The organism is Phyllobacterium phragmitis (genome assembly GCF_002980495.1).
Classification (GTDB): domain Bacteria; phylum Pseudomonadota; class Alphaproteobacteria; order Rhizobiales; family Rhizobiaceae; genus Paramesorhizobium; species Paramesorhizobium phragmitis.
On record NZ_PVBR01000002.1, the window covers coordinates 317,368 to 340,142 of the forward strand.

Consider the following 22,775-nt stretch of genomic DNA (forward strand, 5'->3'; position numbering starts at 1 on the left):
GATTGGCTGTTATAGGCGGTCATGTTCATTCTCAAACGGCTGGGATTGATGCCGATTTTAGAGCAGTTCACTTTCAGACGGAAACGATGCGTTCAGGCGCTCCTCAATCTTGACGGTGGCGAACACCCTATTCCAACCGTAGCAACAGCGGCATCGCTGAAGCATGGCAACCTGTGACAAGCACAGGAATGACGGAGGATTGACTATTGTCGGCCAATCGCGGGCGTTTTCACCCCGCAGAACGATAGCTTATAGGAACGAAATCCTCTCCATTTCCGTCATTCCTGTGCTTGTCACAGGAATCCTCGCCATCTCCACAGTTCCGGCGATGCAGAATGATAAGGCTGGACGATTCCATCAAAACAGGAACCGTTCTAAAGGAAGCGTAATCTCCCCCCTTGTGGGGGAGATGGCCGGCAGGCCACAGGGGGGGGTTGCAACTATACCCCCGCCGCCGCCCTTTCCTTTTGCCGCGCGGTCACTCTCTGGCGGATGCTTTCCACATCGGCGTTCGGTGTCGCGGCGAACAGCGTCTTGGTATATTCATGCTGCGGGTCGGAGAACACCTTCTCGCGGGCGCCGTATTCGACCACTTCGCCATAATACATCACCATCACCTCATCGGCGATGTAGCGCACGACGGACAGATCATGGCTGATGAACACATAGGTCAGCCCGAACTCATCCTGGAGGTCGGCGAGAAGGTTCAAAACCTGCGCCTGCACCGAGAGGTCGAGCGCCGAGACCGGCTCGTCGAGAACCAGCAGGCTCGGGCTCAACATGAGCGCGCGGGCGATGGCGATGCGTTGCCGCTGGCCGCCGGAGAACATGTGCGGATAGCGGTTGAAATGCTCTGGCCCGAGCCCGACCTTGATCAGCATCTGCATGGCCAGATCGCGTCGCTCGGCGGCCGATTTATTGGTGTTGAGCAGGAGCGGTTCGCCCAGCACATCGCCGATCTTCTGGCGCGGATTGAGCGAACCATAGGGGTTCTGGAAGACGATCTGCACCTTCTGGCGCATGTCCCGCGTCAGCCCGTCACGCAGAATATCGATCTCCATCCCGTCGATGAACAATTCACCTGAAGTCGGCGCGTCGATCAGCGTCAGGATACGTGCCAGCGTGGACTTGCCACAGCCGCTCTCGCCGACGATGGCGAGTGTCTTGCCCTTTTCGACCGAAAAGCTCACGCCCTTGACGGCGTGAATGATCTTCGGCTTGCCGAACAGGCCGCCGCCGACGTGATAATCACGGACGATATTGCGTGCCTCGAGAACGGGTTGCGTCATTGTGCGGCTCCCGGCGCGGTTTCATCCATCACGAAATCGGAGACTGTCGGCAGGCGATCGCCGACCGCGTTCTCCGGCAATGCGGAGAGAAGCGCGCGCGTATAGGGGCTCTTCGGCGCCTCGAACAGCGAAAGCACATCGGCCTCCTCCATCTTGCGGCCCTTATATTGGACGATGACGCGGTCCGCCGTCTCGGCGACGACGCCCATGTCATGGGTGATCATGATGAGCCCCATGCCGTGTTCCGCCTGGAGACGCATCAGCAGGTCGAGGATCTGCTTCTGGATCGTCACGTCGAGCGCGGTGGTCGGCTCGTCGGCGATAAGCAGCTTCGGATTGCAGGCGATCGCCATGGCGATCATCACGCGCTGGCATTGGCCGCCCGACATCTGGTGCGGAAACGCGCCAAGGCGCGCCTCGGCATCGCGGATGCCGACCAATTCCAAAAGCTCGATCGCGCGCTTTTGCGCCTGCGACCGGTTAAGCCCGAGATGTTGCCGCAGCACTTCCTCGATCTGGAAGCCCACGGTGAAGCAGGGATTGAGGCTCGCAATCGGCTCCTGGAAGATCATCGACATATCGCAGCCGACGATCGACCGCCGCTGGCCCGAGGTCAGCGTTCGCAGATCCGCGCCGTCGAATGTCATGACATCGGCCGTCACCTTGGCCGTTTTCGGCAAAAGCCCCATCACGGCCAGCATGCCGACCGATTTTCCGGAGCCGGACTCGCCGACGATGGCAAGCACTTCGCCCTTGTCCACCGTCAGATCGATACCGTCGACGGCTTTGAACCCGCCAAAGGAGGTTTCGAAGGAGACGGAAAGGTTCCTGATTTCGAGAAGCGCCATGGAATCAACTCCTCTTCAGCTTGGGGTCGAGCGCATCGCGCAGACCGTCGCCGGCCAGATTGATCGCGAGAACGGTGATGAGGATCGCGAGCCCCGGGAATGTCACGATCCACCACGCGCTGAGGATGAATTCGCGCGCCTCAGCCAGCATGGAACCCCATTCCGGTGTCGGCGCCTGCGCGCCCATGCCGAGGAAACCCAAAGCTGCCGCGTCGAGGATCGCGTTCGAGAAAGACAGCGTTCCCTGCACGATCAGCGGCGCCAGACAGTTGGGCAGGATCGTCTTGAACATCAGCCGCAGCCGACCTGCCCCGGCAAGCCGCGCCGCAATGACATATTCCCGGTTCTTCTCGGCCATCACCGCAGCCCGCGTCAGACGGGCGAAGTGCGGCTGCAGGACGAGCGCGATGGCGATCATCGCATTCGTCAGCCCAGGCCCGAGAACGGCGACCAGCACCAGCGCCAGGAGCAGCGACGGAAAGGCGAGGATAACGTCCATGACGCGCATGATGACGGTATCGATCCAGCCGCCGAAGAAACCGGCGATCAGGCCGATGACGATGCCGCCGACCAGCGCGATGGAGACGACGACCACGCCGATGAACAGCGAATATTGCGCGCCATAGATCAGACGCGAGAGAATATCGCGGCCGACAGGGTCAGTGCCGAGCAAGAACTCAGGTCGCCCGCCCGCCTCCCAAGCCGGTGGTACCTTCAGTGCATCACGGAATTGCTCAATCGGACTATGCGGTGCGATTAACGGCGCGAAGATAGCGACAAGCACAAGAGCCACAAAGACCCAGAACCCGATCACCGCACCGCGGTTTTCGCTGAAATAGAACCAGAAATCAGCCAGAGCACGGCGGCGTATCGCGCCGGACGAGGTTTCTGCCGGGAGTGTTGCGTTGCTCATGGGAACCTCAATTATGCCGGATGCGCGGATTGATCAGACCGTAGAGCATGTCGACGATCAGATTGACGATCATCACCATACCCGCGATCAGGAGCAGGCCGCCTTGCACCGCAGGATAGTCCCGTCGGAAAATGGAATCGATCATCCATTTGCCAACCCCCGGCCAGGAAAAGATCGTCTCCGTCAAAATCGCGCCCGCCATGAGCACGCCGATCTGCAGGCCGATCGTGGTGATGACAGGGATCATCGCGTTACGTAGCGCATGAAGCCCCACGACGCGACGCGTCGGGAGCCCCTTGGCGCGTGCGGTGCGTACATAATCCTCACCCAGCACTTCCAGCATGGCGGAACGGGTTTGCCGCGCGATGACGGCAAGCGGGATCGTCGCCAGCACGATCGTTGGCAAGACCAGATGCGATACGGCGGAGGCGAACGCGCCTTTCTGTCCCGAAAGCAGGCTGTCGATCAGCATGAAGCCCGTCACCGGGGGAAAATAATAGAGAAGCGAGATGCGGCCCGACACCGGCGTCCATTGCAGAATGCCGGAGAACAGGATGATCAGCAGCAGCCCCCACCAGAAGATCGGCATGGAATAGCCGACGAGCGCCGTTCCCATCGATAGCTGGTCGAACCACGAACCGCGCTTCACTGCGGCCAGAACACCCGCCGGAATGCCGATGAGCGTCGCCAGAAGGATCGCGCAAAGGCCGAGTTCGACAGTGGCCGGAAAAAGCGTCAGGAATTCCGTGAGAACCGGCTTCTTGGTGATCAGCGAGAAACCGAGATCGCCATGCATGAGCCGCCAGAGATAATCGAGATATTGTGTCCAGATCGGACGATCGAAACCGAATTGGGCCATCAGCTGGGCATGTCGCTCAGCACTGATACCTCGCTCGCCCGCCATCAGCAGAACCGGATCGCCCGGCAACACCCGTACGAAACCAAAGGCGACGATGGTGATGCCGATGAATGTCGGGACCAGATAGGCCAGTTTTCCAAGGATGAAACGCAGCATGTACAAAAACTCCAACCGGGCGCGGGACATATCCGTCCCGCGCCCGGCCACTTCGTTGTCAGAGATTATTCAGCGATGTCAACGCCGTCGAAGCGATGGATGCCGACCGGATCCATCGTAAAGCCGATGACCTTCTTCGACATCGGCATGAAGACTGTCGAGTGCGCCAGCGTCGCCCAGGGCGCCTGCTCCTTGAAGATGACCTGCGCCTCTTCATAGAGCTTGGCGCGCTCGGCCTGGTCGGACGCAACCTTCGCCTTCTGGATCAGATCCTCGAACGGCTGGTAGCACCATTGCGCACGGTTGTTGCTGCCGACACCGGCACAGCCGAGCAGCACACCCAGGAAGTTGTCCGGATCGCCATTATCGCCGGTCCAGCCGAGGATGACGGAACCGTCGCGGTCCTTGTCGGACGATTTCTTGAGATATTCGCCCCATTCCATCGAAACGATCTCAACGCTAACGCCGACCTTGGCGAAATCCGACTGCATGAGTTCGGCGGTACGGCGCGCGTTCGGCATGTAGGGACGGCTGACCGGCATCGCCCAGATTTTCATCTCGAGGTCCTTCACGCCGGCATCCTCAAGCATCTTCTTGGCTGCTTCCGGATCGTACGGATCGTCCTTGATGGCGTCGTTGTAGCCCCACATCGTCGGCGGGATCGGGTTCTTGGCCACCTGGCCGGAGCCCTGGAACACGGCGTCGATGATCGCCTGCTTGTTGATCGCCATGTTGAGCGCCTTGCGCACTTCGGGCTTGTCGTAGGGCGCGACCAGCGTGTTATAGGCGAAATAGGCGACGTTGAGGCCTGCCTTTTCGCCCACCTCCAGGTTCGGATCGGCCTTCAGCCCTTCGATGTCGGCCGGAGCCGGATAGGACATGATGTGGCATTCGCCGGCCTTCAGCTTCTGCGCGCGCACGGCCGCGTCGGTCGTGATCGCGAAGACCAGATCGTCGATCGGCTGCTTGCCGCCCCAATAGTCGGGATTGGCCTTGTAGCGGATGACCGCATCCTTCTGATAGGCGACGAAGGTGAACGGACCGGTGCCGACAGGCGCCTGGTTGAGATCCTGCATCTTGCCGTCGGCCTGGAGCTTGTCGGCATATTCCTTCGACAGGATCGAAGCGAAGTCCATGGCGAGATCGGCAAGGAACGGCGCTTCCGGACGGCTGAGAACGAACGTGACGGTATGGTCGTCGACACGCTTGATTTCCTTGATGAGCGTCGGGAATTCCATGCTGTCGAAATATTCGTAGGAAACGCCCGACGTGTACGCGAACCACGGATTGTCCTTCTTCGACTGGCGCTCGAAGGAGAAGATCACGTCATCGGCGTTGAGTTCGCGCGTCGGCGTGAAGAAATCGGTGGTCTGAAACTTGACGCCCTGGCGCAGATGGAACGTGTATTCGAGGCCGTCTTCCGAAACGTCCCACGTCTCCGCCAGCCCCGGCTCGATCGTGGTTTCGCCATGCTTGAATTCGACCAGTCGATTATAGGCCGTGCGCGACGAAGCATCGAACGTGTCTCCGCCGGTATAGGCCGCCGGATCGAAGCCTTCCGGCGAAGCAGGCGAGCAATAGACGAGCGTTTTAGCCGAAGCGCTTCCGGCCATCAGAACGGCAAGCGCCGTCGCGGCCAGCATTTTTTTATAGAGTTTCATGATTCCGCCTCCAAGAGGTACTGTTGCCGCGGACACCCCTTGCCCGCAACCTGCCCTCATGGAAACCCTTGCAACGACTCTTTGCAAGCCCATTTCGTAAAACAAAATAGCAATTTTACAGTTGACGTAAGGGTAATCTGTGGAAAAATATGCCCCTAAACTAATTGGGAGCGAAAATTTATGATTCGCAGCGCGTGATTCCCAGCGCATCTGCCTGTGGTTTTGCAGTCGGCAAATCAATAACCTGTCTCGTGCTGTAGCAGGTCGGGGAAGCAGGAAACGGCTTGCGTCAGCGGCGCGTAAAGGATTGGAACGGTTCGCTGATTCCATAAAAATAGAACCGCTCTAACAATCAATAGCCGGCCAAGCACAGGCAAAGGAAGAATGGCAGCTTCATTGATGAATGTTGCCTTCATTACTGCCGGCCCGAGTTTTCTTGAAAAGACAACTTGTACACCGATACCGCTTTGTCTTATGAGAGCGCACATTCTGCATCCTGCAGTTGATAGGTCTATGATGCCTGACACGAACAAGGTCATCCGAGAAACCGATGCCGATGCGCTGCATCTGGCAAAGGCATTGCTGCGAACGGCGCGCTATGGAGCGCTGGCGGTTCTTGATTCGCAGTCCGGCAGACCGCTGGCAAGCCGCGTGGCGGTGGCAACCGATATCGACGGTGCACCGGTCGTGCTCGTATCAGCGCTTTCATCCCACACGCCGGCGCTTCTCGCCAATGGCCGCTCTTCGCTTCTCCTTGGCGAACCCGGCAAGGGCGATCCCCTCGCCTATCCGCGTATCACGCTTCTTTGCAGCGCGCGGCAGGTCGGGCACAGCGATCCGGATTACGAGCGCCTTCGCCGCCGCTACCTGAACCGTCACCCGAAGGCGCGGCTCTATGTCGACCTCGGCGATTTCACCTTCTTCCGGTTTGATCTGGAGGGTGCCAATCTCAACGGCGGCTTCGGCAAGGCCTTCGTGCTGACCCGCGACGATCTGATATCGGCGCACGCTGCGAATGCCGACATTGCGGCAGTGGAACAGTCCGCGCTCGATCATATGAACAGCGACCATTCCGATGCCATCGCGCTCTATGCCAAACACTTCGCAGGCGCCAAAGCCGGCGACAGGACCAAAGGCAGGACATGGCGCATGAGCGGCATCGACGCCGAGGGTTTCGATCTGATCGCGGATGACGATGTTGCCAGCCGTGTGTTTTTCGACGCGCCGATACAGGGCGCGGGAGATATTCATCGGGTGCTGGCGGAAATGGCCAAGCAGGCTTGCCAGCAACACGCTGCATCGTGCAACGCTAATCAAGCTGAAACAGGCAGCTTCAATAAAGTGTGATAAAATTCTTGGGATTGCGCGCATTATAGACTTGCAACGGGAAATTCTATCGTTAGTTGTATATCGCTTTTGCGACAATCGCATTATTAGGCAACGCTTCATGCAGTCATACGGGGGTAGGACGGCTTTATGAAATCCGAGAGATATTTTGCGGATTTGATCGCAAACGTCGACCAGGCGGCAGATTTTCTGTCTGCTCTGGCGAATAATAAACGTTTGCTGATCTTATGCGAATTGCTGAAGAACGAGATGTCAGTGGGGCATCTGGCTAGGACGGTCAATCTGAGCCAATCGGCCCTGTCGCAGCATCTGGCGAAGCTGCGGGCGCTCAACCTGGTTTCCACACGGCGTGACGCGCAGACGATCTATTATATCGTGTCGTCGCACCATATCGAACTGATGCTCGCCACTCTCGATAGCCTCTATATGGGCGCAAGGGCTGCCAGCGATCAGACCAGGCAATGATCCCCGCAGGGACGAAACCGGGAGCCACCCCCGGATTTCGGCCGGAGGAACGCGTCCTTAAAATCGAGGATGCAGACGATCCTCGTCTCCTGCCCTATCGCAATGTCCGGGAAAAAGATCTCGTCGGACGCAGCCAGCGCTTTATCGCGGAAGGCAAGGTGGTGCTCAACGTGCTGCTTTCCTCCGCCCGTTTCGAGGCGGAATCAATCCTCATCCTGGAAAATCGGCTGAATGGCCTTGAACGGCAGTTGAGCCTCTGCCCCGAAGATCTTCCCGTCTATTGCGTTTCCCGCGACATCATGGATGAAATCGCCGGCTTCCATGTCCATCGCGGCATATTGGCGATCGGCCGGCGCAAGGCGGTCCCCTCCGCCGCCGAACTGCTCTCCAGCTTGCCGGACAAGGCGCTCGTCGCCGTCCTCTGCGGCATTTTCAATCACGACAATGTCGGCTCGATCTTTCGCAACGCCGCTGCCTTCGAGGCCGATTGCGTGCTGATGGACGAAACCTGCTGCGATCCGCTCTATCGCAAGGCGATTCGCGTTTCCGTCGGCGCAACGCTTAAAGTTCCTTACGCCCGCCAAGGATCGATCGACGAGATCATGGCGGCGCTGGCAGACGCGGATGTCGAGACGCTGGCGCTCAGCCCATCAGGAACGCGGAGCATCTACGATACGCCCCCTGCCCCGCGCCTAGCGCTTCTATTGGGCACGGAAGGCGAAGGCCTTCCGAAACCGTTGCTCGAAAAGCTTGGCACCGCCCGCATCCCCATGTCATACGATTTCGACAGCCTCAACGTCGCCACCGCGTCGGGCATCGCGCTTTCGCGTTTCAGCCGGTTTTCGTGATCAGCCCACCCTTCTCCGCCGCTTCGATAATCGTGACGGCGGGAACGTTGACCCACATTGCTGCATCGATTTCGCCCGCCTCGTTCAGCCAGCTTCCCACCATCTCGAAGCCGAGCGTATAGCCGAGCCAGCGGGGCTGCGCGCCGGTCCCGTAGAACCATGCGGGGTGATTGTAATCCTTCGCCCTCAAGCTCTCCATATCGACGGGATTGCGTCGCAGTTGCTCCAGCGGCACCGCCCGCTCCCAAGGCTCAGGACCGGATTGGAACAGTTTTCGCACAAACTGGCCGGCGAGCCCCTCGCTTACCAGCGCCTCCCCCAAGGTCCAGCCATAGCCCGGCCCTGCCATGCGCAGGCAATGATGGACCTCGTGAATGATCTGGCGATGAAGCGCGCCATTCCTGAGACTGTTCGCGAAACTGGGATTATCAGGATCGACCGTCATCGCGAACAGCGTGCCCCGATAGGCGCGGCCAACAATTCCCATTTCCGGAATGGTCACACCCGCCAGCCACTGGACCAGGATATCGAGGCGCGGCGGCGGCAGAAGCGCCGATAAAATGCGATAGGCCACTTCAAAATTGTCAACGATTTCCGCCCGAAAATCGCCAAGTTCGCCTGGCGCTTCCAGCCAGTGCAATGTCCAGCCTTCCATAAAACACCCCCGGCTTTGAATTGTCCGGGGAATATAACGCAAGCTGGGCAGTTTGTTCCAGAAGTTATGCAGCCTGCGTCAGGCGACGCAGCATTTCCTCGGCTTGGCGTGAGCGCTCCGACCGGCAGATGAAGCCGCCGCCGAAGACGCGTGCGGTATTGCTGTCGTCGGAATAGAGCACGCAGGCCTGCCCCGGCGCGATTCCGCTTTCGCCATCGACCAGTTCGACCCATGTTTCGCCCTTGGCGTGGTGCAGCACCGCCGGACGCGGCGGCCGGGTGGACCGGACCTTGGCAAAGACCTCGATACCGGAATCTGGAATATCTTCCAGCGCACCTTCGCCGAGCCAGTTGACATCGCGCAGGAAAACCTTGTGCGTCTCCAGCGCCTCGCGCGGACCGACGATCACCCGCGCCTGTGCGGCGTCGAGATGCACGACATAGAGCGGCTCCCCGGTGGCGACACCGATGCCGCGGCGCTGGCCGATCGTATAGTGGACGATCCCCTCGTGCTGGCCGAGCACGCGCCCGTCAATATGCACGATATCGCCGGGATTGGCCGCTTCCGGCTTCAGCTTGGCGATGATGTCGGAATATTTGCCCTGTGGAACGAAGCAGATATCCTGACTGTCCTGCTTCTTGGCGACGGTGAGGCCCAGCTCCTCGGCGATTGCCCGCACCTCGCTCTTCGGCATATGGCCGAGCGGAAAGCGCAGATAATCGATCTGCTCCTGCGTGGTTGCGAACAGGAAATAGCTCTGGTCGCGGTCCGTATCGACAGGACGGGAGAGCGAACGGTGCGCGCCATTGGCATGGCTACGGATATAATGGCCGGTGGCGAGGGCTGCCGCGCCGAGATCGCGCGCTGTCTGCAGCAGGTCGGCAAATTTGACAGTCTGGTTACAGGATACACAGGGGATCGGCGTCTCGCCGCTGACATAACTGTTGGCGAAGGGATCGATCACCGCCTCGCGGAAACGCGCTTCATAATCGAGCACGTAATGCGGGATGCCGAGGCTTTCCGAAACGCGGCGCGCATCCTCGATATCCTGCCCAGCACAGCACGAGCCGGCGCGATGCACGGCAGCGCCATGATCATAGAGCTGCAGCGTCACGCCGACGACATCATAGCCTTCGCGCTTCAGAATTCCCGCCACCACTGATGAATCGACACCGCCCGACATGGCGACGACGATGCGGGTGTCTTCCGGCTTGCCCGGCAGATCGAGGCTATTCAGGGTCATGATCGGGTCCGGCTTGCGGGCAGATGCCCTACTGTCTCTCGGTTCGTTCTTTTTTATATAGGGCAAAGCGCATGGGTTTGCCAAGATGCCGCACGCATTTGCGACATGCGGCCGGATCGGGCTTGGGCCAATGGGAGCGGCGCTCCCAAGGCTTTGCGCGGGCCGATCTGGACGGAAGAAAAAGATTAAGATGCGAAACACTATTCGTTACCAGAGCATTACCGCCTGCTTAGTCAAATTTTAAAGCTGTCGCCGTATGTTGGTCTGCGATTAGGTCCTTGAAGTGTTGTGTAGAGAGTACAATGACCGATCTGGTAAGACCACGTGTCAAATATGTTATCGGCCCGGATGGCAGTCCGCTGACCATCGCCGATCTTCCGCCCGCCAATACGCGGCGTTGGGTCATTCGCCGCAAGGCAGAGGTTGTCGCCGCCGTTCGCGGCGGTCTCCTCAGCCTTGAGGAAGCATGCCAGCGCTATACGTTGACGGTGGAAGAATTTCTATCCTGGCAGTCCTCGATCGACGAGCATGGTCTCGCCGGTCTACGGACCACCCGTATTCAGCAATATCGTCATTAGACCATGGTGCCGGAACATCGAATTCGTTTTCCGGAAATGATCATGCTTTAGACATTTGCACTTCGAAGATTACCGGATGGCCGGCCCCTTGGGCTGGCCATTTTTGGTTTGATGGCCGTGACAAGAGTCTTTGGCCGACCCATAAAGCATACGCATCGGCCCGAAAATCGGAATCGATTTCGGAAAGCACGATGCGTAGAATCAAAGTGTTGGAGCGTCCTTTGTGCGTCAAAATGGACGCACGGCGCTCAAATCTCAGGAAAAGCGGGAACGGAGAGCGCCATGAACGACGAAATGACAATTCGTAAGGAAGAAACCGGCACAGGTGGCCGTTATGTCGCGGAAATGGCCGGTCACGCGGCTGAAATGACCTTCTCACGCGTCAACGCCGCTTTGATCATCATCGATCATACCGAGGTGCCGGACGCACTGCGCGGCAAGGGCGTGGGTCAGGCGCTGGCGCTCCACGCGGTGGAGGATGCACGAAAAGGCGGCTGGAAGATCCTGCCGCTTTGCCCGTTCATGCGCGCCCAATCATTGCGCCATTCCGATTGGGGTGACGTTGTCCAGCAAAGATAGGCTTATCGCGCGGACGAGCCCATCGGTAATCCAGCCTCTCAGCCGATCATCGCGCGCCGGTCTGGCGCCGGACGTTCTTCCGCGTCACGGGATTTACCGTCGCGCTCCTCCAGCGCTTCCGCCTTGGCCAGTTCCGCCTCCGCTTCGGCGAGTGTGGCCTCGGCTGCTTCCTTCTGCGCCATCAGATCGCGGATCGATACGAAGAGGTTGTCGCGGCGCTGACGCGCGGCCTTGGCGAAGGTCGGATAGGCGAAATGCGACATATCGGCGATACCGGCCTTCTTCTCCTCCGACTGTATCTGCGCATCCAGTTCGCTCGCCATGCGCTCGAACTCGCCCATCATCAGATCGAGTTGCCCCAGTTGCCGGCGCTTTTCCTTCACCTGGAACAGTTTAAGCCTCACGAGGCTCTCACGCGGTTTCATACGCAATACTCCTTGAACGCCAGGAATCTTGGTTCCAAATGGGAGCGACAATGCGTTCACATTTCGAACCAGCCCGCATGTTCCGCATCAGAATCACCTTCCGAAAACGAAACAAAAAATTAAAGGTCGACGCGTTTGGTAACCTTTTCTTTACGAGCAGCGTTAATCATACGCGTTAGGACTTAAGGCTCGGTAAATCCGATGTGGCTTTTTCGCAACATCGAAACATTGAGTCGAAAGAATCATTTAGGCGGGATTCTTAATGTGGAAAATTCAGGCTTTCTGCAGGGAGTTTCATAAGGCAAATCAGGGAAATACGGCAAATTTTTAATTAACATCTAAAGTCGCTTGCCAAGCGGAATCAGATTTTGTTAACCATTTGCTGGCAACCTTCATACAAAGGCAACGACTGTTCCGTGTGCTGCTTTGAGGGCCATACCTGTTCGGCGGCGGAAAGGGGATTTTGAAAGATGCGCGTTCTTTTGATTGAAGACGATAGTGCGACGGCGCAGAGCATCGAATTGATGCTCAAGTCGGAGAGCTTCAACGTCTATACGACGGACCTCGGCGAAGAGGGTGTCGATCTAGGCAAACTGTATGATTACGATATCATCCTGCTCGATCTCAACCTTCCGGACATGTCCGGTTACGAGGTCCTGCGCACCCTGCGTCTGTCCAAGGTCAAGACGCCGATCCTGATCCTCTCCGGCATGGCCGGCATCGAGGACAAGGTCCGCGGTCTCGGCTTCGGCGCGGATGACTACATGACCAAGCCGTTCCACAAGGACGAGCTCGTTGCCCGCATCCATGCCATCGTCCGCCGGTCCAAGGGTCATGCCCAATCGGTCATCACGACGGGCGATCTCATCGTCAATCTCGACGCCAAGACCGTGGAAGTCGGCGGCACACGCGTGCATCTGACCGGCAAGGAATACCAGATGCTGGAGCTGCTCAGCTTACGCAAGGGCACGACGCTGACCAAGGAAATGTTCCTCAACCATCTCTATGGCGGGATGGACGAGCCGGAACTCAAGATCATCGACGTGTTCATCTGCAAGCTGCGCAAGAAGCTCGATGCCGTCTCCGGCAGCCAGAGCTATATCGAAACGGTATGGGGCCGTGGCTATGTTCTGCGCGAACCCGAAGCGACGGACATGCGCGCGAGCGCCTGACCGATCCGCACATCCACCTGAAAGGCCCCGCAAAATGCGGGGCTTTTTCGCTTGCAGCCCGGTTCTTCAGGCAGCCTTGATGTAATCGGCGAAATGCGCCGTCAGATATGGCCGGTCGAACGGCTTCAGCATGTAGCTGGAAGCACCCGCGCGCTTGGCCCGCATGATCTTCGTCAGATCCACCTCGTTGAGGCAGAGCATGATCCTGGCCTGTTTGCCGCCGGGCATCTCCCTTATCGCACCGATGATTTCGAGTGTCGGCAGATCGGGCAGGTCGCTGTCGAGCAGGATGACATCGGGCATCTGCGTCATGCATTCCTCGATGGCCTGCGACCCATTCGCCGCATCGGTGATGACCATCGCGCCGTCGGACAGAATCCGCCTGGCGACCTTCCTGATAACCGATGAATCGTCGACGATGAGACAACGCGGCATGAATTGCTTCCCCTGCGACCCAATTTGGAACGGGCCTCAAGGCGCAACCTAGCCGCCAGCCATGAAAAAACAGCCAAGCGACATGGTAAAGTTTTGGCTATCTCTAGCTTGCGGCTGCCGTCGATCCGGCGGAGAAGACGATCTCGTCTGCCGTGGCGTGAATGGAGATGGTCATGCCGGCTTCCTGTGCCAGGAGCAATGTATAATAGGGCTGCACGGAATGCGCATCGACCGGCTCCTCCGGCATCTTTCCGCTGTGCAACTCCAGGAATTTCGGCGGCACGCGCAGCATCGGCCCCTTGACCGACAAAACGAAGCGCGGCTCGGTTTCCGCATTCTCCAGGACCACCGAAAGCGAACCGCCGCGCGGGATGGCAGCATTGCCGATGAGGATCAGGTTGAGCAAAAGCTTCACCTTGTTCTTGGGCAGGAGAACGCGATTGCCGCTCCACGAGAATTCAGCCTTCTCGCCCTTCATATATTCGTTCGCCACGTTCTGCGCGTCGCCCGTGTCGATCTGCACCCCGGCTGAGCCGGCTGCGCCGAAAGCGATGCGCGCGAACTGCAGCCGCGCCGAAGCATTGCGCGCGCTCGACTTGATGAGGTTCATCGCGTCTTCGTCAGCGCCGCCCTCCTCCAGGAGTTCGAGACCATTGTTGATGGCGCCGACCGGCGAAATGATGTCGTGGCAGATACGGCTGCACAGAAGAGCACCGAGATCGGTTGCGGAAAGAACGACGGGCAAGGGCATGGACATATCTCCGGACAGCATGATTGCCTCCAGTGGGCAATCGGACGGGTATGAATTCAGGTTCCCGGACCGAATCGCCCGGTTTCATCGCCTCTCTGGATACACAGGGCTTTTGACGACGGCAAGAAAAGCCCGAGCCGGGATGCGAAAACTTCGCAGTCGCCATGATCGGGCGATCGGAAGCAATTCCGGTGCGTCCCTAGGGCCTGCCCCTATGCCAGCCCAAAGCCGGCCATTGAAATGCCAAGATCGAAACATAACGATTTGGAAAACAATTAGTCTTTTAATAACGATGATTCGGCAAAGCGGACGCTAGATTCGTATGCCCGTTCTCTTCAGGTTCCAGCGTCAGACAGAGAAGCGAGCAGCCAGAAGGAAAATTGAATGGCCTCTCTATCCCTGTCCCTATCCCAATTCCAGGTCTTGACCCGACCCTTGGCCCTCCTGCGGCTCGCGGCGGTTTTTTTCGCGTTGCTCATGGTGACGCTCACGCTTGCCTCCCAGGCCCGCGCCAATGAAACCTACACGATGGAGGAGATCGTCGAATCCGGCCATCGGTTCTTCGGCTCCACCTCCGGCGGCATTGCCACGGCGATCGAAAAGGTCTTCCAGAGCTATGGCCTGCCCAATGGCTACATACTGGGCGAGGAAGGCTCCGGCGCGTTCATCGGCGGCCTGACCTATGGCGAAGGCACGCTCTACACCAAGAACGCAGGCGACCACAGGACGTTTTGGCAAGGCCCCTCGCTCGGCTGGGATTTCGGCGGCCAGGGTTCGCGCGTCATGATGCTCGTCTATAATCTCGATGACATACAGAACATGTATGGGCGCTATGCCGGTGTTTCCGGCTCAGCCTATCTCATCGCCGGCGTCGGCTTCAACGTGCTGAAACGCGAGAACATCCTGCTCGTGCCGGTGCGCACCGGCGTTGGCGCGCGCCTCGGCGTCAATATCGGCTATCTCAAGCTGACACCGTCACCGACCTGGAACCCGTTTTGATGCGGATCCGGCAGGCGAGCATGCTGGATTACGGCCCATGCATGTGTCATTCTACTGCGTGGCCCCTTGATCGGTACCGATCAGGGATAAAATAATACAGCAATTCAACGCTATGGAGCGTCTTTTGTGCGTCCGGTAGGGTGTACGGCGCTCCGGCGTTCAACAGCTCCGGGTCTCGGATGTGATCGAGTCTGCCCTTTTCTTCGTCCTAGGCTTCCTCTGCGCCGCATTCCTTGCGGCGCTGGTCGCGCCCTCCATATGGCGGCGCGCCACCGTTCTGACACGGCGGCGCGTCGAGACCGAAGTCCCGCTGACGCTCAACGAAATCCAGGCCGACAAGGACAGCTTGCGCGCGCAACACGCAATGTCGGTTCGCAAGCTCGAAATGCGCTTGAAGGCGCTCAATGAGAAATATGCCGAGCAGAAGATCGAGCTCGGCGCCAATCACGAGAAACTCAAGCGGCTCGCCATGCTTGAACGCGAATTGGGCGAGTTGCGCCAGCGCCAGGACGAACGCGAGAGCGAGCTTGCATCCACCTCCAATGCGCTCGCGACAGTCGAACAGAATTTCGAGCAGCACAAGGGCGAACTGGAAATGCTGCAGCTCCGCCATGGCGAACTTTCGAGCCTCACCGATACGCTTCGCATAGAAATCGCCGTGCGCGAAACGGAACTGGAGCGGTTGAAGGGAGAATTGAGCGATATGCGGCACGATCGCAAGACAATCGATACAAAGCAGCGCGAACTATCGACCGAGGTCAAATCGGCCCAGGCGGCGCTGACAGCCGAACGCAAGCGCAATACCGCGCTGGAAAAGAAGCTGGAACGCTTGCTGACAAATCTCACCGATGCGCGCGAAAAGCTCGAGCGGCGCGAAAAGGAACTGGCGCAGCTGCGCAAGAAGGGCGGGACCGCGCCCGCCATGCAGGAAAAGGTCGAAGCCAGATCAGATCAGGCTGCGGCGGATGCCGCCCTGCGCAAACAGATGAACGAGCTCGCCGCCGAGGTGGTCGTCATGACGGCGGAGCGCGAAGGCCCGCAATCGCCCATCCACAAGGCATTGGAACAGGCGGAGACGAAAAACGGCGGCGGGAAGGCCGATGCACCGGAAAGCCTCGCCGACCGCATCCGCAATCTGAAAAAGCCGGAATAGCGGAACGCGGCGTCCGGGTGTGATGGCGTTCTTGTGTTCCCCTACCCGGTGCGAAAGGCCGTTGGTGACGCCGATAGAGTTATCCCGCTCTTCTTCCTCATTACGGACAGCCGGTTGAACATGTCCGGCCGTCGAGCCTGAGGTTGAGATTTGGATGGGAGTTCGACGTTCCGCAATGGATCGTCGGATCAAGTCCGGAACGCGGGGGGCGTGGTGACAGTCGCCGCTGCCAACAACGAGTGATCAAATTAGATCGCGAGAAATTTACGGGCAGCCGAATAACCCTCAGCGGTACTCCGCAAGAACTTATCCATTCTTCCCATGAAACTCGCGGATGGCGCTGATGATGCGGCCCTGATCGGCCTCGGTCAGATAGGGATGCATCGGCAAGCTGAGGATACGCGCCGGCAACGCCTCCGACACCGGCAGGCCACCGGGTGCTTGCCGGTAATGCTTATAGGCCTGCTGCAGATGCAGCGGCTTGACGTAATAGATCACCGAGGGGATGCCGGCGGCCTGCAGATGCGCCTTCAGGCCATCGCGGTTCTCGCTCTCGATCGAATATTGCGCCCAGGCGGAGCGGTATCCCGACGGCAGGTGCGGAACCTTGACCACATCCTTCAGGCCCTCGGCATAGCGCTTCGACACGATCTGCCGGGCCTCCATCTCGTCCTCGAGAATGGTGAGCTTCTCGATCAGGATCGCCGCCTGGATCGTGTCGAGGCGGGAGTTGAGGCCGATGCGCACATTGTCATATTGCGTCTCGCCCTTGCCGTGGAACAGCACCGAGCGCAGCGTCTCTGCCAGATCGCCATCATTGGTGAACATCGCGCCGCCATCGCCGTAACAGCCGAGCGGCTTGGCCGGATAGAAGCTGGCCGCCGCGACATCGCCGAACGCGCCGCACATCACATTGTCGCGCTTGCCGCCGATGGATTGCGCTGCATCCTCGATGACGAAGAGCCCCTCTCGCTCGGCGAGCACGGCGAGTGCGTTGTATTCGGCGGCAAGACCGAAGAGATCCACCGGGATGATCGCCTTCGGCTGCAGACGCCCTTCCCTGCGGGTCTCGGCGATCGCCGCCTCGAGCTGCGCGACATCCATGTTGTAGCTATCAGGGTCGACGTCGACGAAAACAGGCTCCGCGCCGACAAGCGCCACCACTTCGGCCGTGGCCGCGAAGGTGAAGCTCGGGCAGAAGACGGCATCGCCCGGCCCGATGCCCCGCGCCATCAGCGGCATCAAAAGCGCATCGGTGCCGTTGGCGCAGGCGATCACGTGCTCGACGCCGATATAACGGCCAAGCTTCTTCTCGAATTCCGCGACTTCAGGGCCGAGGATGTAGCGCCCGTCGGCCACCACCTTGGCGATGGCCGCGTTCAGCCGGTCTCCGATGCGCTCGCGTTGCGCCGCCAGATCGATGAATTGCATGTCTGCTCCAATGACGATTGATCCGCGGCCGATTTTCGCGCGAATCCGGTGGACTGTGTAACGGCTCATTCGGACGGCTTCCATCGCGCCGCCGTTCAAAGATTGATCGGTTATGTAACAACGCTTGAGGCTGTTGTCACCGTTTGCCAATCACAACGCTGTGTCGGGATTTTGACGCCAGCCTATCGAAGCGGTTTGCCGTGCTGTTGGCCGTGATTGACGGTCCCGGCAGTCAGGATACGCAGCACGTTGATTGCCTCCTCGCCATCGGTGCGCGGCTTTGCCCGCATTTCGATGCAATCGATGAAATGCTGGCATTCGCGGGTGAGCGGCATGCCCTCGTTCACCGGGATATAGGTCGGTTCTTCTGCTGTGAACGCCCATTGCCCATTGTCCTGCCAGACGGCATGGCGATAGACGGCAAGCTTGCGCTCCCAGCGCTCGACATCGTCGAACACCGCCATGGCCTTGGTACCGACCACCGTCAGGCGGCGTTCGCGATAGGGATTGAGCCTGGAGGCGAAGAGATGACCGCGCAGGTTCCCCGGAAACTTCAGGTGCAGATGGGCGAAATCGCTCAAATGATCGAGAAGTGCTGCCCCCTCGCCGCGCACCTCGACGGGTTCGCAGCCGGTCAGCGCCAGGATCATCGAGAGATCGTGCGGCGCCAGATCCCACAGCGCATCGTTTTCGGTGTGAAACTTGCCGAGGCCGAGGCGGTGCGAATGGATGTAGCGCACTTCGCCCAACTCGCCCGCCTGCACCAGTTCGAGGAGCTTTTCGAAGGCCGGATGAAAACGCAGCACATGACCGACCATAAAGACGCGGCCATTGTCGCGCGCCGCCTTCACCTCAGCTTCAGCATCGGCAACCGTCAGCGCGATCGGCTTTTCCACGAGCACGTCCTTGCCGTTGGTCACGGCGCGGATCGCATATTCGGCGTGGAACTGCGGCGGCAGCGCCAGCACGATGGCGTCCACATCGTCGCGGGTGAAGAGATCCTCGACCTCGATATGGAGCACGCCCTGCTCCGCCGCGAAACCCGCGGCACGGTCACTGTTCTGGTCCGACACCGCGTAAAGCGCGCCGAGGGACTTCAATGTACGGATATGATTGCTGCCCCAATAGCCGCAACCCAATACTGCAATGCGCGGTGCCATTAATTCCAAGCCTTTGCGTTCGCCACTCCCTTATCGAGGCAAAAGCGCGAAGACAAGTCTTGGCCGTGATGAAGAACGCTTGACACGGCATTGTTACCCACCTTATACCCGCGCCGTTCCCCGCAGAACAAAGCATTGCGAAGCTTCGACGATCGAAGCAAGATCGATGGGGCACCGGGGCGGAGTAGCTCAGTAGGTTAGAGCAGAGGAATCATAATCCTTGTGTCGGGGGTTCGAATCCCTCCTCCGCTACCATCAATACAGGGTCCGTTCGTGTAGCGCACCGCTGACTTTTAGATTTTTTCCGGTGACATTTAGAGCAGATCGATTCTGGGAACTGGCCTTTGAATACCTTTCAAAGGCCAGTTAAAGGGGCGCTTCATTTAAAATGAAACTCGACGTCGAGGATCAACTGGTCCCCACCGGCAAATCGAAAGCGCTCAAACTCGATAAGATCACTGTCTCGCCATTTAGTCTCAAAAGCCTGAGCCTGTTTGAGGATCCTGTTCACGGCATAAACCTTGGCTTTCGGGTTCATATCCGCCAGCTGGCGTTTGGTCGTGCCAGAGAGACTATAGAGTGCGAGCAGATCCGAAGAGAATTCTTCTAGCGAAGCATTGGAGTTGTCGGTCGCAAGAGCTAACGGCTGTAACCCCATTAACATCGACAAAGCTAAAAGTGCTGTACGTTTCATATGTGTATGCCCCCTTTCGAACGAGGGGACGTTATGTCGGTGCCGACGATCTGGCAACGGCAATTCTTGACCCTGAAATTACCGTGTCGCATGGCGGGGCGCGCAAGATCAGACGGCAACAAGTTTTCCTGCACCCTTTGATCGTTAAAGGCAGCTTGCGGGGCCATTAAGCCCCACCGCTGATGATCAGCTCCTGCACCGCTTTTCCCTTACCGCCAGACACCGAATAGGTCAGCGACACGTCTTCGATCGCGAAGGCCGAGAAGATCGAGCGGATCTCCGGCACGTCATTGATCGACACAATGAAGCGGCCTTTAATCCGACCGAGGCGCTCGGCCATCACCTCATACTGATCCCGGCCGAACAGCTCTTTGCCATACACGTTCTCGGTGCCCCAATATGGCGGGTCCAGATAGAACAGTGTCTCCGGGCGATCATAGCGGTCGATGAATGCCTGCCAGTCAAGGTTCTCGATCACCACACCAGAAAGCCGCTCATGCACGTCCTGAAGCAACGGTGCGAGCGTCGTGAGGTTGAAGCGTGACGGTCCGCTATAGTTCACGCCGAACGAACGTCCCGCCACCTTGCCGCCGAATGTGAGCCGCTGGAGATAGAGGAAGCGAGCGGCCCGCTCCAGATCGGTTAGCGTCGTGGGATCGCTGGCCTTCAGGCGTTCGAACTCGCGCCGGCTGGTAATCTGGAACCGCAGCGTATCCATGAACTGGGGATAGTGGCGCTGAAGGATGCGGAACAGATTCACCACGTCGCCGGAACGATCGTTGATGACTTCGGCGCGTGGCGCTGACGCGCGCCTGAAGAACACACCGCCCATGCCGACGAACGGCTCTGCATAGAGCGCATGAGGAATCGTCTCGATCCGCGTGCAGATGCGCTTGGCGAGTTGCCGCTTGCCGCCGATATAGGCTGCGGGCGGAGATACCGGATCGACGGTGACAGAGTTGGTCCGAATGGTCATGTACTGCTTCTCAAGAATCAGTCACAAGCCGAACGCCCGAAAGGGCCGGATGCGACGGTTATCTCTGACGGCTGTCGGGCGGGTTGCTCTTGCCGGATTGGCCCGCCGCCACGAATTGACGTGGCCGTCCCTACTCGTCAGTTCCCTGGCTGAGGCCATTCAAGAACACGGCGTCAATCTCCGCAGGTGCGGTAATCACGCCAGCCATAATGTCGGCGATTATGGCGGCCTCAATCGAAAAGCAGCCGGATACATGTGCGAGGATAGCATCACTTATCGCAACGACAGCCGCCGCATCGATGGTGACGAAGGTGCCGTCCTGCGATTTCCAGTCAGTTGTGAATTCTGGATTGCTCTGTGCGGCGACACGCGCACCAGAGATCATGATCTTTGATCGGTCATCCGTAGCGACGATCAGTCCATTCACAACAATGCCGCCGACTTCCGTTTCCCATCGCTTTTGAGCTGTATACGCCACCAAATCGACTGGTGCTGACGGCGGCTCGTGCGAAACGAGAGTCATCCCGTCCCATCGCCATCCGTCCGGAGAATCGAGCAGCCGCTGATGGTCGCTGTCCTCAATTTCGATGGTGCCGGAAGGTGGCTCTGGAAAAAGGTCAGCCGGGTAAAAGCCGGTCACGCGACCCATATCATCGAATTTAGCTCTCATGGTCATCTTAATACCCATACGATATGAACTGGACGCGGATAGCTGAAGATGCCGCCCCGTTAGAGCATGCAAAACTGATCGTTGATCTTGGTCCCGTTTGAGGTCCAACGAGGACAAAATTTGCCGTCCGTTGCTCGGTTACTCCCCAGTCGCCATTCATTAGAATCGTTGTGACATGATTGGCCGGGTATGCCGTTGGGAGAGTGACAACCCCCGCATTTGTCGCCGCAAGCGTGACGACCTGGCTGCCGATTTGACAGATCAGCCCTGATGGCAGTTTCTGGTATCCGTTAGCACTAAGGCTTTGCGCAAATCCCAAATTCGCCGCGGCCTGCAACCGCTGCCCAGACGTGAGCGATTGCGCGGCGATGAACGAGAGGTAAGTTGCGTCCGCAATGCTTTGTGTGACCACGCGTTCCCAAGGCTTCCATTCGGTGCCGTTGTTATAGCGGTACTGGATATCAGCGGTCGCCCTGCTGAGCGCAAATTGGGTATGGATCGTTGATGTCCTCGCCATATGAAAGACGAGCCAGTTACCGCCATCGCCCGGTCGGTTTAAGGTGGTGCTGTCCGCTCCGTAGAAGCCATTTTCGGCAATGGTGTTGAGATCTGCAGCGCCGGTAGCGATGGTGCCGAGCCTCGATCCGTTTGTAAGGGTCGCGAGCGCCGCTGCCTGATCTGGATCGTCCAGCAGCGTACGCGCGTAAGCGGTCAGCGCCGCGAGCTCCATTTGCCCAATGCCGGAAAAGAATGGCATCGTATTCGCTTGGCTCTCGAGATCGGCAAGAGAGGTGACATTGCCGCTGCTGAAGCGCGAGAGGATGGCGGCCGCTGTCGCCATCAGGCGACTGCCCTCAGGTTGGAAACGGATGCGCAGGGGAAGATCGACCCCCGCCGCCTGGGCCGGACAAGGAAATACCAGCTTTCCGCTTTCGGCCCCGGTGATCTCCGCAATGACCAGAAATAGCCCGGACGGGGTCAGGATCGTATCACCTGCCTGAACGGCTATGATATCGAGCGAGCCGCCCACCGTGGTGAACACGTCGAGCCCGGCCGTCAGCGTCACCTTGCCAAGGTCGTAGTCAGGCCTCGGGCCTGTGCTAATGGCCATAAGGCACCTCCGATCCGTCCATTTCCTCTAAAGATTGGCTTGGCTCGTCAGCGCCGTATTCTGCTCGCAGGCGGTTGATCTCGGCCTGAGCCGTGGTCAGATCGGCAAACAGGACATCGCGGTCACCGCGTGCATTACTCAGCTCCTCTTCGGCGGCCGCCCTGGCCGCTTCCATCTCTCTCAGTTCGCGCCGGAGGGTGCTGATCCCATTTGCCAGAACCAGATTGCGGGTTTTGAAATAGTCGTTAAGAGCCAGCGCTTCTTCCGCAACGGCGGCCGGATCGAGTTCGATCCGCTTGCCGGGCATTTCGGCGGGAGGCATCAAAGGAGAGTGATCATCGGACATAGGAACCTCGT

Annotated in this window: 26 protein-coding genes and 1 tRNA gene; 9 read left to right on the plus strand and 18 right to left on the minus strand. The window is 58.8% G+C overall.

Translation table 11 applies throughout. From position 1 onward, the window contains the following. Nucleotides 1–440: 440 nt before the first annotated feature. The 6 genes from C5748_RS03670 to C5748_RS27760 form a co-directional block, all read right to left on the minus strand. Nucleotides 441–1,289: an ABC transporter ATP-binding protein gene (locus tag C5748_RS03670; protein ID WP_105740564.1), complete on the minus strand. Its 849-nt coding sequence runs from the start codon at nt 1,287–1,289 to the stop codon at nt 441–443. After that, entirely contained in the window at nt 1,286–2,137 is an 852-nt protein-coding gene (locus C5748_RS03675) for an ABC transporter ATP-binding protein (protein WP_105740565.1), read from the minus strand. Before C5748_RS03675 ends, C5748_RS03670 begins: the two co-directional genes overlap by 4 nt. A 4-nt stretch (nt 2,138–2,141) precedes the next feature. Next, nucleotides 2,142–3,050 (minus strand): ABC transporter permease subunit, encoded by a 909-nt coding sequence (locus C5748_RS03680; RefSeq protein WP_105740566.1) that lies wholly within the window; start codon nt 3,048–3,050, stop codon nt 2,142–2,144. 7 nt (nt 3,051–3,057) lie between these two features. Beyond that, the gene (locus tag C5748_RS03685) at nt 3,058–4,065 is read right to left on the minus strand and encodes an ABC transporter permease subunit (RefSeq protein ID WP_105740567.1); all 1,008 of its coding nucleotides are present in this window, start codon (nt 4,063–4,065) and stop codon (nt 3,058–3,060) included. Between the two features lie 65 nt (nt 4,066–4,130). After that, nucleotides 4,131–5,726, minus strand: a complete 1,596-nt coding sequence (locus tag C5748_RS03690) for an ABC transporter substrate-binding protein (RefSeq protein WP_105740568.1) — start codon at nt 5,724–5,726, stop codon at nt 4,131–4,133. Between the two features lie 236 nt (nt 5,727–5,962). After that, nucleotides 5,963–6,214 carry a hypothetical protein gene (locus C5748_RS27760; protein ID WP_146119469.1) on the minus strand — a complete coding sequence of 84 codons (252 nt, stop codon included), beginning with the start codon at nt 6,212–6,214 and terminating at the stop codon, nt 5,963–5,965. 28 nt (nt 6,215–6,242) lie between these two features. Here C5748_RS27760 and C5748_RS03695 point away from each other — a divergent pair, with 28 nt between their 5' ends. The 3 genes from C5748_RS03695 (at nt 6,243) to C5748_RS03705 (ending at nt 8,386) form a co-directional block, all read left to right on the plus strand. After that, entirely contained in the window at nt 6,243–7,073 is an 831-nt protein-coding gene (locus C5748_RS03695; RefSeq protein WP_105740669.1) for a HugZ family pyridoxamine 5'-phosphate oxidase, read from the plus strand. Between the two features lie 129 nt (nt 7,074–7,202). After that, nucleotides 7,203–7,538, plus strand: a complete 336-nt coding sequence (locus C5748_RS03700; protein ID WP_105740569.1) for an ArsR/SmtB family transcription factor — start codon at nt 7,203–7,205, stop codon at nt 7,536–7,538. Next, on the plus strand, nt 7,535–8,386 hold the full coding sequence (locus tag C5748_RS03705) for a TrmH family RNA methyltransferase (protein WP_105740570.1): 852 nt from the start codon (nt 7,535–7,537) through the stop codon (nt 8,384–8,386). The genes C5748_RS03700 and C5748_RS03705 overlap by 4 nt, the downstream gene beginning before the upstream one ends. Here the strand turns inward: C5748_RS03705 and C5748_RS03710 are convergent. Together C5748_RS03710 and mnmA are read right to left on the minus strand one after the other, a co-directional pair. Continuing rightward, nucleotides 8,370–9,041, minus strand: coding sequence for a DUF2268 domain-containing putative Zn-dependent protease (locus C5748_RS03710; RefSeq protein WP_105740571.1), 672 nt, complete (start codon nt 9,039–9,041; stop codon nt 8,370–8,372). The genes C5748_RS03705 and C5748_RS03710 overlap by 17 nt on opposite strands. Nucleotides 9,042–9,105: 64 nt before the next feature. Continuing rightward, entirely contained in the window at nt 9,106–10,284 is a 1,179-nt protein-coding gene (gene mnmA / locus C5748_RS03715) for a tRNA 2-thiouridine(34) synthase MnmA (protein ID WP_199194692.1), read from the minus strand. 302 nt (nt 10,285–10,586) lie between these two features. Here mnmA and sciP point away from each other — a divergent pair, with 302 nt between their 5' ends. Both sciP and C5748_RS03725 read left to right on the plus strand, forming a co-directional pair. Continuing rightward, nucleotides 10,587–10,862, plus strand: a complete 276-nt coding sequence (gene sciP, locus C5748_RS03720; protein ID WP_068882250.1) for a CtrA inhibitor SciP — start codon at nt 10,587–10,589, stop codon at nt 10,860–10,862. 294 nt (nt 10,863–11,156) lie between these two features. Next, complete coding sequence (locus tag C5748_RS03725) at nt 11,157–11,441, plus strand: GNAT family N-acetyltransferase (RefSeq protein ID WP_105740671.1); 285 nt, start codon at nt 11,157–11,159, stop codon at nt 11,439–11,441. Between the two features lie 38 nt (nt 11,442–11,479). On the opposite strand, the gene C5748_RS03730 is transcribed toward C5748_RS03725, so the two are convergent. Beyond that, nucleotides 11,480–11,866, minus strand: coding sequence for a flagellar export protein FliJ (locus C5748_RS03730; protein ID WP_105740572.1), 387 nt, complete (start codon nt 11,864–11,866; stop codon nt 11,480–11,482). 470 nt (nt 11,867–12,336) lie between these two features. Here C5748_RS03730 and ctrA point away from each other — a divergent pair, with 470 nt between their 5' ends. Then, a complete protein-coding gene (gene ctrA, locus C5748_RS03735) occupies nt 12,337–13,038 on the plus strand; it encodes a response regulator transcription factor CtrA (protein ID WP_105740573.1) in 702 nt (233 codons plus the stop codon). Between the two features lie 66 nt (nt 13,039–13,104). On the opposite strand, the gene C5748_RS03740 is transcribed toward ctrA, so the two are convergent. Next, complete coding sequence (locus C5748_RS03740; RefSeq protein WP_105740574.1) at nt 13,105–13,473, minus strand: response regulator; 369 nt, start codon at nt 13,471–13,473, stop codon at nt 13,105–13,107. A gap of 103 nt (nt 13,474–13,576) precedes the next feature. Further along, nucleotides 13,577–14,224 carry a histidine phosphotransferase ChpT gene (gene chpT / locus C5748_RS03745; RefSeq protein ID WP_105740672.1) on the minus strand — a complete coding sequence of 216 codons (648 nt, stop codon included), beginning with the start codon at nt 14,222–14,224 and terminating at the stop codon, nt 13,577–13,579. Nucleotides 14,225–14,701: 477 nt separating this feature from the next. On the opposite strand from chpT, the gene C5748_RS03750 reads away from it, so the two are divergent. Together C5748_RS03750 and C5748_RS03755 are read left to right on the plus strand one after the other, a co-directional pair. Next, nucleotides 14,702–15,223, plus strand: coding sequence for a DUF1134 domain-containing protein (locus tag C5748_RS03750; protein ID WP_105740673.1), 522 nt, complete (start codon nt 14,702–14,704; stop codon nt 15,221–15,223). A 181-nt stretch (nt 15,224–15,404) separates the two neighbouring features. Further along, nucleotides 15,405–16,376 (plus strand): hypothetical protein, encoded by a 972-nt coding sequence (locus tag C5748_RS03755; protein ID WP_105740575.1) that lies wholly within the window; start codon nt 15,405–15,407, stop codon nt 16,374–16,376. 306 nt (nt 16,377–16,682) lie between these two features. Here C5748_RS03755 and C5748_RS03760 read toward each other — a convergent pair whose 3' ends face one another. Continuing rightward, on the minus strand, nt 16,683–17,807 hold the full coding sequence (locus C5748_RS03760) for a DegT/DnrJ/EryC1/StrS family aminotransferase (RefSeq protein WP_105740674.1): 1,125 nt from the start codon (nt 17,805–17,807) through the stop codon (nt 16,683–16,685). Between the two features lie 182 nt (nt 17,808–17,989). Next, nucleotides 17,990–18,967 (minus strand): Gfo/Idh/MocA family protein, encoded by a 978-nt coding sequence (locus tag C5748_RS03765; RefSeq protein ID WP_105740576.1) that lies wholly within the window; start codon nt 18,965–18,967, stop codon nt 17,990–17,992. A gap of 178 nt (nt 18,968–19,145) precedes the next feature. Between C5748_RS03765 and C5748_RS03770 the strand changes: the two genes are divergently transcribed. Further along, nucleotides 19,146–19,222, plus strand: a tRNA-Met gene (locus tag C5748_RS03770). Nucleotides 19,223–19,346: 124 nt separating this feature from the next. Here C5748_RS03770 and C5748_RS03775 read toward each other — a convergent pair. The 5 genes from C5748_RS03775 to C5748_RS03795 form a co-directional block, all read right to left on the minus strand. Continuing rightward, nucleotides 19,347–19,661 (minus strand): hypothetical protein, encoded by a 315-nt coding sequence (locus C5748_RS03775; RefSeq protein ID WP_146119470.1) that lies wholly within the window; start codon nt 19,659–19,661, stop codon nt 19,347–19,349. A gap of 166 nt (nt 19,662–19,827) precedes the next feature. After that, nucleotides 19,828–20,637 (minus strand): DNA adenine methylase, encoded by an 810-nt coding sequence (locus tag C5748_RS03780; protein ID WP_105740578.1) that lies wholly within the window; start codon nt 20,635–20,637, stop codon nt 19,828–19,830. A gap of 130 nt (nt 20,638–20,767) precedes the next feature. Beyond that, a complete protein-coding gene (locus tag C5748_RS03785; RefSeq protein ID WP_158259802.1) occupies nt 20,768–21,313 on the minus strand; it encodes a DUF4376 domain-containing protein in 546 nt (181 codons plus the stop codon). Between the two features lies 1 nt (nt 21,314). Next, entirely contained in the window at nt 21,315–22,418 is a 1,104-nt protein-coding gene (locus C5748_RS03790; RefSeq protein WP_105740580.1) for a pyocin knob domain-containing protein, read from the minus strand. Then, complete coding sequence (locus C5748_RS03795; protein WP_146119471.1) at nt 22,408–22,764, minus strand: hypothetical protein; 357 nt, start codon at nt 22,762–22,764, stop codon at nt 22,408–22,410. The genes C5748_RS03790 and C5748_RS03795 overlap by 11 nt, the downstream gene beginning before the upstream one ends. Between the last annotated feature and the right edge of the window lie 11 nt (nt 22,765–22,775).

Excerpts from the sequence above, each read along its gene's own strand:
- C5748_RS03725 (WP_105740671.1), top strand. The coding sequence starts at position 11,157 with ATGACAATTCGTAAGGAAGAAACCGGCACAGGTGGCCGTTATGTCGCG.
- C5748_RS03760 (WP_105740674.1), bottom strand. The coding sequence starts at position 17,807 with ATGCAATTCATCGATCTGGCGGCGCAACGCGAGCGCATCGGAGACCGG.
- ctrA (WP_105740573.1), top strand. The coding sequence starts at position 12,337 with ATGCGCGTTCTTTTGATTGAAGACGATAGTGCGACGGCGCAGAGCATC.
- C5748_RS27760 (WP_146119469.1), bottom strand. The coding sequence starts at position 6,214 with ATGTGCGCTCTCATAAGACAAAGCGGTATCGGTGTACAAGTTGTCTTT.
- mnmA (WP_199194692.1), bottom strand. The coding sequence starts at position 10,284 with ATGACCCTGAATAGCCTCGATCTGCCGGGCAAGCCGGAAGACACCCGC.
- C5748_RS03675 (WP_105740565.1), bottom strand. The coding sequence starts at position 2,137 with ATGGCGCTTCTCGAAATCAGGAACCTTTCCGTCTCCTTCGAAACCTCC.
- C5748_RS03780 (WP_105740578.1), bottom strand. The coding sequence starts at position 20,637 with ATGACCATTCGGACCAACTCTGTCACCGTCGATCCGGTATCTCCGCCC.
- C5748_RS03740 (WP_105740574.1), bottom strand. The coding sequence starts at position 13,473 with ATGCCGCGTTGTCTCATCGTCGACGATTCATCGGTTATCAGGAAGGTC.
- C5748_RS03765 (WP_105740576.1), bottom strand. The coding sequence starts at position 18,967 with ATGGCACCGCGCATTGCAGTATTGGGTTGCGGCTATTGGGGCAGCAAT.
- C5748_RS03730 (WP_105740572.1), bottom strand. The coding sequence starts at position 11,866 with ATGAAACCGCGTGAGAGCCTCGTGAGGCTTAAACTGTTCCAGGTGAAG.
- C5748_RS03795 (WP_146119471.1), bottom strand. The coding sequence starts at position 22,764 with ATGTCCGATGATCACTCTCCTTTGATGCCTCCCGCCGAAATGCCCGGC.
- C5748_RS03775 (WP_146119470.1), bottom strand. The coding sequence starts at position 19,661 with ATGAAACGTACAGCACTTTTAGCTTTGTCGATGTTAATGGGGTTACAG.
- chpT (WP_105740672.1), bottom strand. The coding sequence starts at position 14,224 with ATGCCCTTGCCCGTCGTTCTTTCCGCAACCGATCTCGGTGCTCTTCTG.
- C5748_RS03705 (WP_105740570.1), top strand. The coding sequence starts at position 7,535 with ATGATCCCCGCAGGGACGAAACCGGGAGCCACCCCCGGATTTCGGCCG.
- C5748_RS03790 (WP_105740580.1), bottom strand. The coding sequence starts at position 22,418 with ATGGCCATTAGCACAGGCCCGAGGCCTGACTACGACCTTGGCAAGGTG.
- C5748_RS03785 (WP_158259802.1), bottom strand. The coding sequence starts at position 21,313 with ATGACCATGAGAGCTAAATTCGATGATATGGGTCGCGTGACCGGCTTT.
- C5748_RS03670 (WP_105740564.1), bottom strand. The coding sequence starts at position 1,289 with ATGACGCAACCCGTTCTCGAGGCACGCAATATCGTCCGTGATTATCAC.
- C5748_RS03710 (WP_105740571.1), bottom strand. The coding sequence starts at position 9,041 with ATGGAAGGCTGGACATTGCACTGGCTGGAAGCGCCAGGCGAACTTGGC.
- C5748_RS03695 (WP_105740669.1), top strand. The coding sequence starts at position 6,243 with ATGCCTGACACGAACAAGGTCATCCGAGAAACCGATGCCGATGCGCTG.
- C5748_RS03700 (WP_105740569.1), top strand. The coding sequence starts at position 7,203 with ATGAAATCCGAGAGATATTTTGCGGATTTGATCGCAAACGTCGACCAG.
- C5748_RS03750 (WP_105740673.1), top strand. The coding sequence starts at position 14,702 with ATGGTGACGCTCACGCTTGCCTCCCAGGCCCGCGCCAATGAAACCTAC.
- C5748_RS03680 (WP_105740566.1), bottom strand. The coding sequence starts at position 3,050 with ATGAGCAACGCAACACTCCCGGCAGAAACCTCGTCCGGCGCGATACGC.
- C5748_RS03690 (WP_105740568.1), bottom strand. The coding sequence starts at position 5,726 with ATGAAACTCTATAAAAAAATGCTGGCCGCGACGGCGCTTGCCGTTCTG.
- C5748_RS03685 (WP_105740567.1), bottom strand. The coding sequence starts at position 4,065 with ATGCTGCGTTTCATCCTTGGAAAACTGGCCTATCTGGTCCCGACATTC.
- sciP (WP_068882250.1), top strand. The coding sequence starts at position 10,587 with ATGACCGATCTGGTAAGACCACGTGTCAAATATGTTATCGGCCCGGAT.